11 protein-coding genes are annotated in these 13,385 nt (G+C 49.8%); 4 read left to right on the top strand and 7 right to left on the bottom strand.

What is annotated here, in order from left to right; genetic code table 11:
• Positions 1-66 precede the first annotated feature (66 nt).
• On the bottom strand, positions 67-1,944 hold the full coding sequence (locus FCN78_RS09190; protein ID WP_069362014.1) for a DUF3413 domain-containing protein: 1,878 nt from the start codon (positions 1,942-1,944) through the stop codon (positions 67-69).
• Between the two features lie 42 nt (positions 1,945-1,986).
• A complete protein-coding gene (locus FCN78_RS09185; RefSeq protein WP_069362013.1) occupies positions 1,987-2,205 on the bottom strand; it encodes a YejL family protein in 219 nt (72 codons plus the stop codon).
• Positions 2,206-2,282: 77 nt separating this feature from the next.
• Between FCN78_RS09185 and yejK the strand changes: the two genes are divergently transcribed.
• A complete protein-coding gene (gene yejK, locus FCN78_RS09180; protein WP_069362012.1) occupies positions 2,283-3,302 on the top strand; it encodes a nucleoid-associated protein YejK in 1,020 nt (339 codons plus the stop codon).
• Positions 3,303-3,428: 126 nt separating this feature from the next.
• Here yejK and nhaC read toward each other — a convergent pair whose 3' ends face one another.
• Positions 3,429-4,868, bottom strand: a complete 1,440-nt coding sequence (gene nhaC, locus FCN78_RS09175; RefSeq protein ID WP_077521128.1) for a Na+/H+ antiporter NhaC — start codon at positions 4,866-4,868, stop codon at positions 3,429-3,431.
• 535 nt (positions 4,869-5,403) lie between these two features.
• Between nhaC and asd the strand changes: the two genes are divergently transcribed.
• Entirely contained in the window at positions 5,404-6,525 is a 1,122-nt protein-coding gene (asd, locus tag FCN78_RS09170) for an aspartate-semialdehyde dehydrogenase (protein WP_106407198.1), read from the top strand.
• Between the two features lie 151 nt (positions 6,526-6,676).
• Here the strand turns inward: asd and sodB are convergent, their stop codons facing one another.
• On the bottom strand, positions 6,677-7,261 hold the full coding sequence (gene sodB / locus FCN78_RS09165; protein ID WP_069362010.1) for a superoxide dismutase [Fe]: 585 nt from the start codon (positions 7,259-7,261) through the stop codon (positions 6,677-6,679).
• Positions 7,262-7,543: 282 nt separating this feature from the next.
• Here sodB and grxD point away from each other — a divergent pair, with 282 nt between their 5' ends.
• Complete coding sequence (grxD, locus tag FCN78_RS09160; protein WP_069362009.1) at positions 7,544-7,882, top strand: Grx4 family monothiol glutaredoxin; 339 nt, start codon at positions 7,544-7,546, stop codon at positions 7,880-7,882.
• A 105-nt stretch (positions 7,883-7,987) separates the two neighbouring features.
• Here the strand turns inward: grxD and FCN78_RS09155 are convergent, their stop codons facing one another.
• From FCN78_RS09155 to rnt, 3 genes are all read right to left on the bottom strand, one after another.
• The gene (locus FCN78_RS09155) at positions 7,988-9,310 is read right to left on the bottom strand and encodes a Na+/H+ antiporter family protein (protein ID WP_077521133.1); all 1,323 of its coding nucleotides are present in this window, start codon (positions 9,308-9,310) and stop codon (positions 7,988-7,990) included.
• Between the two features lie 416 nt (positions 9,311-9,726).
• Complete coding sequence (locus FCN78_RS09150) at positions 9,727-11,028, bottom strand: outer membrane protein transport protein (RefSeq protein WP_077659623.1); 1,302 nt, start codon at positions 11,026-11,028, stop codon at positions 9,727-9,729.
• 500 nt (positions 11,029-11,528) lie between these two features.
• Complete coding sequence (gene rnt / locus FCN78_RS09145; RefSeq protein WP_069362007.1) at positions 11,529-12,197, bottom strand: ribonuclease T; 669 nt, start codon at positions 12,195-12,197, stop codon at positions 11,529-11,531.
• Between the two features lie 209 nt (positions 12,198-12,406).
• On the opposite strand from rnt, the gene motY reads away from it, so the two are divergent.
• Positions 12,407-13,315, top strand: a complete 909-nt coding sequence (gene motY, locus FCN78_RS09140; RefSeq protein WP_077456254.1) for a flagellar protein MotY — start codon at positions 12,407-12,409, stop codon at positions 13,313-13,315.
• Positions 13,316-13,385 lie beyond the last annotated feature (70 nt).

The raw sequence follows: 13,385 nt of genomic DNA, 5'->3' as shown, positions 1-13,385 counted from the left end.
AACCGTTTGGCTATTAAAGCGTCAACCCACCGTAGCGATGTGACATTTTACTCTGCCTCTTGCTCATCACGACGACGGCTCTTCGGGATAATAAAAGCGTTTCAGTTCATGCATCACTTGCATCAGCAGTGACAACTGCGGTTTCCCCTCTGGCAGCGGTGTATAGTGCTTATCAAACACCTTATAGTTGCCAAACTTATCCACCACGGTGGTTTTTTGCGGTTGTACCACCACGATATCTCGGCTATCGCCGGCGAGCACCCACTTGCGTGGACGGTTTTTAAGCTCGAACAAGTTGGTTCCACTGCTATACGTCTCCGCCGGAGAGCTGACCGATAACATGGATTCCATCAATGTGGGGGCCACATCTAGGTGGCTACTGTAATGCGCAGTTTGCTCCGCATTTTGGTTGGGCCAATGCATAATCATGGGCACTTGTAACTGATATCGGCTGTAGTTTGAGTTTGAGCCCCAACTGTTGAGTCCGGTCTCGTTAAACTCCATCCCGTGATTGGCGGTAATCATCACCACGGTATTGTCCAATTGCCCTGACTGGCCTAGGTGCTCAAGCAAGCGGCCAAGTTGGTCATCGACATAATGCGCGGCGTTGTTGTAGCTGTTTTTTAATACCAAGCTTGTCTGAGTATCGACCCCTGCCATGGCACTATCCAGTGCCGGTTGAAAAGGCTGTGGGTAGTCACCACCTTGCTCGTATTCATTCACGGTTGCTAATTCTAGGTAACCAAACCATGGCTTGTCGGTTTCGCGACTTCCCAGCCAGTTTTGCATCGTGCTGACGGCCTCGGCATCGGCTTGCCAAGCGGGTTTGTCCGATTGACTATCGCGTTCAAGCGCTTGGCTGAAAATACTTTGATAATAAATGGGATTGGCAAAATGATCGCCACTAAACAACCCCAGTTGATAATCACGCTGTTTGAGTGTTTCTATCAGTACCGGACGCAGCCCCTCGGTACGGGCGCTTTGCGCATAACTGCCAGGCAAGCCGTAGAAAAAGCCAAACAACCCCGCCATGTCGTCATTGCTGCTGCTAAAGTGATTTTTAAACCACAGGTTTTGATTAGCAAACTGGTGGAGGTGAGGCATGGTGACTGGGTTTACCATGTCCGCACGCAGTCCCTCTACCATCACCATCAGTAAGTTTTTCTGGTATTTGTTGGCATCCGGCGCAAAGGCAAGCGGCTGAAGGGGATACCGGATCACTTCGCTGGTTTCTTGTCCACGTTGTTCACGCAAACGTTGGTACTCTTGCCTGTCGAGCAAGCCGTACTTTTCCATAAAGGTTTTCGCAGTCATCGGATAGGAGACCGGGAAGGTAGAGCGCTGTGCAGTGACCGGGCTATATATGAAGGCGTCCGCCCAAATATGGATAAGATGGCTAGAGATAAAGCAAAGCGCAAAGACGGTAGCCACTGGGATACCAATCCGTTTACGCGTCAGTTTACGCAGTTTGCGCCACACCCATTCGGCAATAATCAACTCTAAGATAAAAATAGCAGGCACGGCAATAAACAAGTACTGCCAATGCGCATTCATATCGGTTTTTTCGCCGCTTAACAGCAGCTCCCACACCAGCGGGTTAAGATGAAGGTGCAGGGTTTGGTAGGCGTAAATATCGAGCAGCAGCACCATCATCCCGACAGTGGCAACCAGTACGGCAAACAGTCGCATTAACCGCTGGGAGGGGATAAGAAAACTGGCCGGGAAAATAATCAGAATATAAAGCGCAAACACCAGAAAGCCAAAGTGTCCAACCCAGTTGAATACCAAGTAGCTTTGCCCTAATAGGGTTTCAGGCCATCCCGATTGGCTGATGTAGCGCGTGCCCAGCAACATAGCGGCAATGATGTTAAAAAAGCTAAACCAATGCCCCCAACTGATAAGCTGGGATACTTTGTCACGATACGATGTTCCGCTATCAACCATACAAATTTATTCTTCTCTTATTAGCGACTGCTGCTTTATGCATTATTGCTTATCGATAGATGCCATTAATGCCTGGGCAAACTTGTCGGCAAATGCCTGGCGTTGGGCGGCAGGGATATTGTGATTAAGGATGTTGGTGGCGACATTCCCGATCACCATCAGCGATAAATCTGTCGATGCATCGTGTTGCTCTAACACGTTGACAACATCGTTGATAATACGTTCCACTTGCTCGTCGTCATATTTTGAAGTTACAGGCATAAATTCGTCTTTTCTTCTTAAAACCAAAGCAGCGTATAATAACTCACACTTTAGTCTTACTGAAAATCTTTTCAATCATGACCCTCACGCTTTCTAACGTAATATTGCATCAAATCGTTAAGCAAGATGATGATTCGCTTAACGTTCACCTTCGAGACGGCCCGTTGCCGCTGACTGAGCAGACCGAAAACCTGATGGGAGACATTCATCGGGTTTATCATGCAAAAGCAGGCAAAGGGTTTGCTTTGTTTGACACCGAGAGTGACTTCCAGCAGTGGTTAAAGGCTTATCGTACCGGTGAACTCGACTTTCAAGCCTTGTCCGAAAAAGCGGTGGAGCGCTTGCGTGCTGAACTAGCCAAATACCCTTTTGCCGATAACGGCACCTTGGTGATGGCGCACTACCGAGCGCTCGCGACGGATTATCTGTTTATCGGCGTGCTTGAGTCCAAGCACAGTTTACGCGTCACCGATGAATTGGAGGTAAATGCCACCGAGTATCTCGATGTGAGCAAGATGGATATCGCTGCGCGCATTGACTTATCGACTTGGGAGACGGACGCCGAGTCAAATCGTTACCTTTCCTTTATCAAAGGTCGCGTAGGGCGCAAAGTCGCTGATTTCTTCCTCGACTTTCTACAAGCGGAAGTGGGAATGGATAGCAAGCAGCAAAACCAGGTGCTGATGCAAGCGGTAGAAGACTACTGCGACGATGCTCGCCTCGACAAGGAAGAAAAGAATAACTATCGCAAGCAAGTTTTTGATTATTGTAATGATCAGCTTAAAGCGGGCGATGAGGTGGTGGTGAAAGAGCTGGCGGGCGAGTTGCCGGCCACCCCCGAAGGCACTGACTTTTATCAGTATGCTAACCAGCAAGGGTATGAGCTTGAAGAGCAGTTCCCGGCTGACAGAACCACGATGCGAAAGCTCACCAAGTTTGTCGGGGCCGGTGGCGGTTTGTCGGTAAACTTTGATGCCATGCTGTTGGGGGAGCGTGTGTTTTATGATCCAGAAACAGATACGCTGACCATAAAAGGCACGCCGCCGAACTTGCGCGACCAGCTTCAGCGCCGCTTGTCGAGCCGAGATGACGACTAGGGTCTAATTCATTGACCGAGGTTGGGTCAGGTATCTTGATGATAAAAAGCGGGACACCTGATGGTGTCCCGCTTGTTTCTTTACTTTGCCTCGTGCCGTGTTCGCAACAAAACCTTATCGGCGTTTTTATGCGCGCTCGGGCTGAGCGTCTAGGGTCGCAGCGTCATCAGTCTGCACGGTTTGTGCTGGATCGACTTTATCAACAAACCAACCCATATAGCTGGTCACGATAGTCACAGCGATACAAACAAAGCTTAGCCACATAAACGGCGCATACGACAAGGTGGCGACCCCTAAGATGCTTGCCATATAAATGCCGTTGTCACTCCAAGGCACCATCCCGGATGTCAAGGTACCACCGAACTCGGCGTTACGTGACAAGTTCTTACGCTGATAACCCAAGCGGTCGTAGTTTTTCGCACAAATTTTGGGGGTCAGTATCAGTGACACGTACATCGCTGAGCCAAAAATGTTGCCCATAAAGGCTGTGCCGATGGTGGAGGTGGCCAAGCTTCCAGCACTGTTGACGCGACGCTCAAAGAGGCTCGCGATAGTATGGAGGACGCCCACTTTTTCCAGTAACCCGCCAAAGCCGAGACCAAATACAATCACTGCCACAGACCCAAGCATCGACGACATGCCGCCACGATTGAGAATGGCATCAATGAAATCTACCCCTGATGCGACAGAGAAGGGGGCCCAAGCGGTGTTAATCGCCGAAACGGGAGCCATGTCTTGCAACATCACTGCCCACACCACGCCCAGTAGTGAGCCAAAGCTGATCACCGGGAAGGATGGAAGGCGCATGGCGAGCAGCGCGAGTACGATGAGTACAGGGATAAATGACATCGGGGTGATCACAAACTGATCCTGCATCGCTTGTTTCACCATTTCTACCTGGCTCATATCGACATTGCCGGCGTAGTGCCAACCCACAAGGGTAAATAGAATGCCGGTAATTATGTAGCTAATAAGCGCAATCGGAAGCATCCCTTTAATATGCTCGACAATTTCCACGCCTGACATGGATGAAGCCAGGATCACCGAATCAGACAGCGGGGACATTTTGTCGCCGAAATAACAGCCAGAGAGCACCGCACCCGCGGTCATTGGCGCGGGGATCCCAAGGCCTTGGCCAATCCCCATCATCGCAATCCCCGCGGTACCCGCCGCGCCCCAAGAGGTCCCCGTCGCCAAAGCGGTTAACGAGCAAATCAACATGGTCGCTAAAAGGAAGATAGAAGGATGGATAGCTTTCAGACCATAGTAAATAATAGTGGGGACAATGCCGCCGGCAATCCAGGTACCCACGAGTGCGCCCACGGAAAGGAGAATTAACACCGCGCCAAGGCCGTTGGAAATGCCTTTGGTCGCTGCCGACTCAAGATCTTTATATTGATGGCCTAATTTGAGCCCCAAGCCCATGATCACAAACCAGCCAATAAACAGTGCCAGTTGGATAGGTAAATCGAGTTTTGCGGTAAACGAAAACGCGAGCGCCAAAAATGCACCCAGCGCTAGAATGACCTGAACGATGGATGGTAATCGAATTTGATGTGTTGTCATAACTGAACCTTCTTCACGTCGCACTCGGTGACAACCGATAGGGCGAACGTATCAATATCATTATCGGAAGGTGGATCGTCTGTGATTGCGCGACTACTCCCTGCGCGATTTAGCGATGCAACTAGCAACAACCAAACTCACATCACTGTCCGTGTGTCAGTATCCTTTGTTCCATTTGTGAGGCGTCATACTCTAGCTAACAGAACAATGAGATGGGAAACATTTTTGTCGCTTATGTGAGTCAAACGCGAGCTGAGTTAATTGTCATCATGAGTTGTTGTTACCGTGTTTTTCAAAGGTTACCTGCGTGTTTTTTATTAATGATTTTTATGTGTATGAGGGCAGTGTTTTTCGACGTATGTACGTTAAACCAAGTAAGGGATCAGTGACGGAATGTTTAAAAAATGGTGGATAATTGAGCAGAAAAAGGGGCTAACCTGACGACTGAGAAAAGACGTGTTAGTATCAAAAACGTTTTTTCACTGACTGTCGAACTTTATACGACGGTCACACAACATGGAGTGTGAAAATTATGATGCGAGTAGGTTTAGTTGGCTGGCGCGGCATGGTGGGATCGGTGCTGATGCAGCGTATGGTAGAAGAAAAAGATTTCGACCATATCGAACCTGTCTTTTTTAGTACCTCTCAAGTGGGTATCGACGCACCGAACTACGGTAAGGATGCGGGCACCTTAAAAGATGCTTACGACATTGAGATGCTAAAAACCCTCGATGCTATTATCACCTGCCAAGGCGGAGACTACACCAACGATGTTTACGCAAAGCTGCGTGAATCAGGTTGGAAAGGCTATTGGATTGATGCGGCGTCATCACTACGAATGGCAGATGATAGTATCATCACCTTGGATCCGATTAACTTCAAACAAATCCAAGCGGGTATTCATCAAGGCACGCGTACCTTTGTGGGGGGGAACTGTACCGTCAGTTTAATGTTGATGGGCTTGGGCGGTTTGTACCAAAACGGGTTGGTCGAGTGGATGACCGCCCAGACGTACCAAGCTGCGTCTGGCTCAGGCGCCAAGCATATGCGCGAGTTGATCAGCCAAATGGGCGTGATCAACGATGCCGTTAATACCGATTTGGCCAGCCCTGCTACCTCTATTCTGGATATTGACCGCAAAGTGGCGCAAACCCTACGCTCGAGCGACTTCCCAAGTGACAACTTTGGCGTGCCGCTTGCTGGCTCACTGATCCCTTGGATTGACGTGAAGCGTGACAATGGTCAAAGCAAAGAAGAGTGGAAAGCCTCGGTTGAAACCAACAAGATCTTAGGGCTAGACAACAATCCGATCCCTATTGACGGTACGTGCGTTCGTGTCGGGGCGATGCGTTGTCACAGTCAGGCACTGACCATTAAGCTGAAAAAAGCGGTGCCAATGGATGAAATTGAAGACATGATTGCATCACATAACGACTGGGTCAGTGTGGTGCCTAATGAGCGCGATGTGACCATGACGGATCTGAGTCCGGCTAAAGTGACAGGCACCATGTCTGTGCCTGTGGGTCGTTTACGTAAACTGGCAATGGGTGACGATTTCCTCAATGCCTTTACCGTGGGTGACCAGCTGCTGTGGGGCGCGGCAGAGCCTCTGCGTCGTACATTGCGTATTATCTTGTCGGAAAAAGCGCAAGACTAATCACTGAGCGATAACCATTGCAAGCCGTCAACGGCGTTGGCGGCTTTTTTATGTCCGGTTTTCTTCATGGTTAGCCAAGCGTTTCAAGCGCGCACAAAAAAGGAGGCGATAGGCGCCTCCTTAACTCTTCAAGATTTTTTCGTAAGCTGACTTAGCCCGCGAAGTTTTTCGCCACAAAGTCCCAGTTAACCAGCTTCCAGAAGGCAGCCAGATAGTCTGGACGCACGTTGCGATAATCGATGTAGTAAGCGTGCTCCCAAACGTCCACAGTTAGTAGTGGTGTTTCACCGTCGTGAGTCAGTGGGGTTTCAGCGTTTGAGGTGTTGACGATCGCCACTGAACCATCAGCTTTTTTCACCAGCCACGTCCAGCCAGAGCCGAAGTTGGTGACTGCTGCGTTGGTGAATTGAGTTTTAAACTCGTCAAAAGAGCCAAAGGCTTTCGTGATTGCGTCTGCAACGTCACCAGTAGGCTCGCCGCCACCGTTAGGGCTTAGGCAGTGCCAGTAGAAGGTGTGGTTCCACACTTGCGCGGCATTGTTGAATACGCCGCCTGAAGAGTTTTTGATGATCTCTTCGAGTGACTTACCTTCAAAATCAGTCCCTTCAATCAGACCATTAAGCTTCACGACATAGGTGTTGTGGTGCTTGTCGTAGTGATAGTCCAAGGTTTCTTTTGAGATATGTGGTTCTAGTGCATCTTTTGCGAACGGGAGTTCTGGTAGTTGGAATGACATTGCTTATATCTCCGTTTTTATCGTGAGAGTGCTTCCTGTAGTCCATCACCGGCGCTCAAGCGTATGGTTTGTCATCAATTATCACACGAACCATACATCACCTAAGCATCGGGTGTGGCTACTATTTTCGTTTTGCTCAGTGTAGTTTAGCAAGTTTTTACTTTATTAAAAGGATCGCGGTAAAATTTTTATGCCTAATCCCACAAAAGATTTAGGCATTTTTTTCCGGCTTGTTAACCAGTAGAATCAAGACAAGATTCACAGACAGTGTTCGAGGAAGCAATGGAAACAACGGACAAAATCAAGCAGCAAATCGAAGAAAATGCGATTCTGCTTTACATGAAAGGGTCGCCAAAACTGCCAAGCTGTGGTTTTTCGTCACAAGCCTCTCAAGCGCTTATGTCGTGTGGTGAAAAGTTTGCATACGTGGATGTATTACAAAACCCAGATATTCGCGCAGAGCTGCCTGTATACGCGCAGTGGCCAACCTTTCCACAACTTTGGGTTGATGGTGAATTAGTCGGTGGTTGTGACATCATTCTGGAAATGTTCCAAAAAGGTGAGCTACAGCCACTGGTCAAAGAAGCGGCCGAGCGCCGTGATGCGAGCGAAAACGAATAACGCGGTTACTGATGTGACAGGCCTTGAAAAAGCCACGTCTTGGACGTGGCTTTTTGTATTCATCGGTGCGTGAAATCGCGCGTTACGTTTGTTTGGCGCCCCCGCTTAGAGCACCATGGCCGCGAGCCAGCCAAACGCAATTAATGGCAAATTGTAATGAATAAAGGTGGGGACGACCGTATCCCAAATGTGTTCGTGCTGACCATCGGCATTCAGCCCGGACGTGGGGCCCAAGGTGGAGTCTGACGCTGGCGAGCCTGCGTCGCCCAACGCGGCTGCCGTGCCTACCAACGCAATTGTTGCCATCGGTGAAAAACCAAATGCCAGTGAGAGGGGCACGTAAATCGTCGCGATAATGGGAATGGTCGAGAAGGACGAGCCAATCCCCATGGTGACCAGTAGACCCACCACCAACATTAGAAAAGCCGCCAGTGGCTTATTCTCACCAATGGAGCCAGACAGCGACGCGACCAAGGACTCGACACCCCCTGTCGCTTTCATGACGGCGGCAAAGCCCGCGGCGGTGATCATGATAAAGCCAATCATCGCCATCATGTGCACGCCTTTGGTAAACACATCTTGGGTGTCTTTCCAGCGGATCACGCCACCAAAGGTAAACACCATAAAGCCAGCCAACGAGCCCACAATCATTGAGCCGGCCATCAGCTGAACACTTAGCGCGGCAACAATCGCAATCGCGGCGACCCACAAGTTGCGCGATTGAATGCCTTGGTTTTCCGGCTCAGCGCTGAGTACGTCTTTTTCACTGTATTGGCGAGGCTGACGGTAGCTGATAAAGGTGGCGACCAGCAGACCAACGACCATACCCGCTGCAGGCAATAACATCGCGGTAGGGACTTGGCTTGCGACCACATCGAGACCATTGTCATTGAGATTTTTGAGCAAAATGTTGTTCAAAAAGATGCCGCCAAAACCGACCGGTAACACCATATACGGCATGATTAAGCCAAAGGTGAGTACACAGGCGACCAATCGACGGTCGAGCTTTAAGCGTTGGAACACATGCAATAGAGGGGGGATCACAATGGGAATAAAGGCAATGTGGACCGGGATTGCGTTTTGCGACGAAATCGCTAACAGGCCTAATAGGACTAAAACAACGTATTTAAAGGTGGCGGTATTGGCATCGGTGGGACGCGCGTTTAACTTGCGGATCACCGAGTGCGCAAGCACATCCGTGATCCCAGAACGGCTGATAGCGACCGCAAAGGTGCCGAGCATCGCATAGCTCAGGGCAATGGTGGCGCCGCCACCCAGTCCGCCCTCAAAGGCACTAATGGTGTCGGAAATACTAAGACCACCGACCAAGCCACCAAGGACGGCGCTGAACGTGAGCGCGACAACGACATTTACACGCATAAGCGCCAATGCCAGCATGACGCAGACTGAAATGACTACCGGGTTCATTAAACATTCCTGTTATGGGTGTGGTGACTGCAGCTTCACTGCAGGGATTATCTATGGTTTTGTAATTAAGCTACCCAGTTTGCGCAAAATTTTGTCCGTGTCGAGGGGTAATCGGTTTTTTTGGTTACTTTCTTTCATGCTTGTCAGCGTTGCTGCAATTCGCGACCAGTAAAGTAGGCAAAAAGGGACGGCTGCAAATGCTAGTGGTGTGAAGAGCAGTGGTGTGGGGGAGCAATTGCAGGCCACTCGCAGGCACACCGTGAACCCATCCCTGGGGGCTCCGCCGCGCCGTCCTTGGCGCGGAGGGCCTGCTTAGCGGCCAGCAATCGCTTCTAATGTCATTCAGGGCAGAACATAGATCGAAAAAAGCCGGCCTATGTAGGCCGACTTGTTGGGTGATGGCTAAGTTGCAGGGCTTAGAACAAGTAGTTCAGCTGCAAACCATAGATATAAGCATCGCCACCAGCTGAGAAATCAGTATCAGATGAGGTCGTACTAGTTAGTGCTTCCGTACCATCAACTTGATCACCGTCTAAGTAAGCGAAACCGAGGTCAACCGACAGATTTTCGTTCGCCGTATAGGTTGTGCCTAAGCTCCACCAGTGACGGTCTGAGTCAGGAATGCTTAGCGTACGTTTTTCTGCAGGTACTGGACTTTCATCATAGGCATAACCGGCGCGGAACGCCCATTGCTCATCCATGGTGTAGGTGGCACCCAGCGCATAACGCCAGCTGTTGTCCCAGTCTTCTTCTTTTTGGAAACATACATTGTTATTGGCAGAGCACCCTGAACCCGTTGCTTTCAGCTCTTTTAGGCTATCCCAACCAGTGTACATGGCACTATAATGAACTGCGATTTGTTGGTTTAACTGATGAAAGCCAGAGAACTCGATGATTTCAGGTAAATTAAGTTCCAACTCACCATCCACTTCAGTCCCAGGGCCTCCTCCAGTTGGACCACCCGCCAGTGCAGGTAAGCCATCTGTAAACTTGCCATCAAGCGTCACGTCTGTTTGCGAACGGTAAGTTAAACCGAATCGGTTATCTTCATTAACTTCCCACAGCAAGCCAAGATTCCAGCCGAATCCCCAACCATCGCCGGTTAGCTTTGCTACTTGATCACTGGCATTACCTCCCAAACCATTAGGCGGATTTTGTAAGCTGAGAGCCCCTTTCTGACGCTTAAGTTCTGCATCGGCATAAATAGCACTGATACCGGCACCGATGCTCCACTGATCATTAAGCTTGTAGGCAATATTAGGATTGAAATTCATGGTCACGAGTTCGGTTGACCCCGCAATGGAACCGGCATGAAAATCTTTCGGATAGTCGGTTGATAGGCCAAAATTGGAGAAGGCAGAGAAACCCACCGCTAATTTATCATCAATTGGCTGAATGATATGGATGTTAGGCACATACTCAGTCGGAGCAATATCTTTTGCGTCCGTTGTGAGTGGTGAAGTTGCCTCCACATCCGCATGCACATCTGGGTCAATGATGCTTAAGCCGCCCGAGAACGCGGTGGTGTTAAAACGGGTTAGGGCAGCGGCGTTGCGCGCACCCACTGCGGCATTATCTGCGATAGCGGCTTCACCGGCAAAAGCACGCCCCAAACCGGATACCGAGGTTTCTGATACTTGGAAGCCGGCACTGTGTGCTTGCACGGCTAACAAAGATAAACTGGTTGCCACTAGCGATTTTTTAAATAGTGATGACATAACGCGCCTCACTCCTTTGTTAATTAGCTTCTTGTTCTTTGGGGCCGCCGCTTCAGTGCCCATCTTACGTGGGCGTGAGAAGTGGTCGGATGTTCTACAGGTTCAATAGTGGCACCAATTTCACGTTTGTTAAAGGTTGGTTTCAAAACGGGTAACACAATATTTCACCTGGTTAGGCTAGCAATGTTTCTATCGGCTGTTTTAAGTAAAAACTCTATTTGCCTAATAACTATGCTCAACCCCTATTTAACGTGATTTTTACATTTTTATTTTGTCGCTCACTCCTTATGTGCCTGTTTAATAGTGGTTAGTCTGATCGCCAAATAAAGGTCAAAAGAAGATCACAAAAATGTGACCGCAAACAAATTGTTAACAAGTCTAAGCGGAACTTTTTGTGGTTTGTGAATACGTTTGGCGTCAATTAACCAGGGTCGGTCGCAACGCAAAGGTTGCGTTGTCGCCGACCTGGCTGCACGCATGTGGTCTTTACATCAGCGTGATTAGGTAGAGGGGGACGCTGTGCTCTCCGAGGTGGAGGGAAGTGGCCAACCGCCTAAACGTTTCCAACGATTGACGATTTCACAGAATAGCTCAGCGGTGCGCTCGGTATCGTAGAGTGCACTATGCGCCTCTTTATTATCGAACGGGATCTGCGCCGTTTGGCAGGCTTTAGCCAATACCGTTTGCCCGAGCGCCAGTCCACTCAGGGCGGCGGTATCAAAGGTGGCGAAAGGGTGGAACGGGTTACGCTTGAGCTTTGCCCGCTCGGCGGCGGCCATTACAAAGCTATGATCGAAATTGGCATTGTGGGCGACCATAATGGTGCGTTGGCATTCCGCTGCTTTTTGCTCTTTACGGATCAGCTTGAAGATTTCCCGCAAGGCCTCGCCCTCATCAACCGCGCCACGTAGTGGGCTATAAGGGTCACGGATGCCGGTGAACTCTAGAGCGGCTGGCTCGAGGTTAGCGCCTTCAAAAGGGGTGACATGAAAGTGCAGCTTTTTGTCTGGCATTAGCCAGCCCTGCTCATCCATTTTTAGTGTCACGGCACATATTTCTAGCAGTGCATCGGTTTGGGCATTGAAGCCGGCTGTCTCAACGTCGACAACGACAGGGAAATAACCACGGAATCGGGCTTTGAGACTGTTTGGATCACTTGCTTGGCTCATGCTGATGTCACTTTACTAACAATAAGAAAAGCGTGATTATCGCAAATAGTGGCGTTAAGCTAAAGTCGGCGTGTCACGCGTCGATAACTTTATAATCATTTGTTTGTGTCTTAGTCATGTTTCGGTCACTGTCCTAGCGGTGACGTACGCAACCTTGCAAGCAGTAAACTGTGCGTGAAGACAGAATCACGCGACGTACGGAGTCTGTAATGGCGTTTTGTCCTGTTGATTTAATAAAATGGCGCTTTACCTCAGTGGTGGTGTTGTCATGTGTTGGTCTGCTTCTGCCCAACCAAGCGTCTGCCAACAAGCAGTACGTGGCATCCTTGGGGGAGTCAAACTGGACAGTGACGATTGATACGCCAATCGAGTGCCGGCTAGAGCATGACGTGCCAGGGTACGGGCAGGCCTCGTTTACGTCGCGGGCGAGCAAAGACATGAATCTCGATTTCTCACTCGATATGCAGCGGCCCATGGGTGAGACCGCGCAGGTGTCGCTGCTTTCCATGCCCGCTGACTGGATGCCCGGTGAACCCGCACGTTATATGGACCAGCTCAAATTTTTCAAGCAATTCAATGGTTATGTGGGCGGTCAAACGGCTTGGGCGATGCTGAGTGAGTTAGAGGCAGGTCGCTTCCCGACATTTAGCTTTAAAGATTGGCGGCGTCAGCGGCAGCAGGTAGATGTGGCCTTGTCGGCGGTAGCATTTGGCTCGCCATATAATGAATTCAGCCGATGTCTGAATAAGCTTTTGCCTTATGCGTTTGAGGATATTTCTTTTACGGTGTTGCGCTACCAAGAAAATAGCGATGAGTTGACCAAAGCCAGCCGCCAGCGACTCACGCAGATAGCCGAGTTTGTTCGTTACAGCGACGATATCGATTTGGTGTTAGTGGCGACCTATTCAGATGCACGAGGCACCCGTGAAGCCAACCAGCAAATGTCGGAGCGGCGGGCGAAGAAATTGCGCGACTACTTCACCTCGCTGGGCTTGCCTGAAGATAGAATTACCGTTGAGGCTTATGGCGAACGTCGCCCGATTGCCGACAACGATAACCCGATTGGACGCAGCAAAAACCGCCGTGTGGTGATTTCGTTGGGAAGAACTTTGTTGTAGACGATAGCCGCAGACGTTATCACAGACAGCACATGCGGCGATAAAACAAAGACAGCACAAAAAAGCCCGG

The organism is Salinivibrio kushneri (assembly GCF_005280275.1).
GTDB classification, from domain to species: domain Bacteria; phylum Pseudomonadota; class Gammaproteobacteria; order Enterobacterales; family Vibrionaceae; genus Salinivibrio; species Salinivibrio kushneri.
Note: the sequence above shows the minus strand (reverse complement) of the source record. Positions and strands in the feature narration are given on the sequence as shown.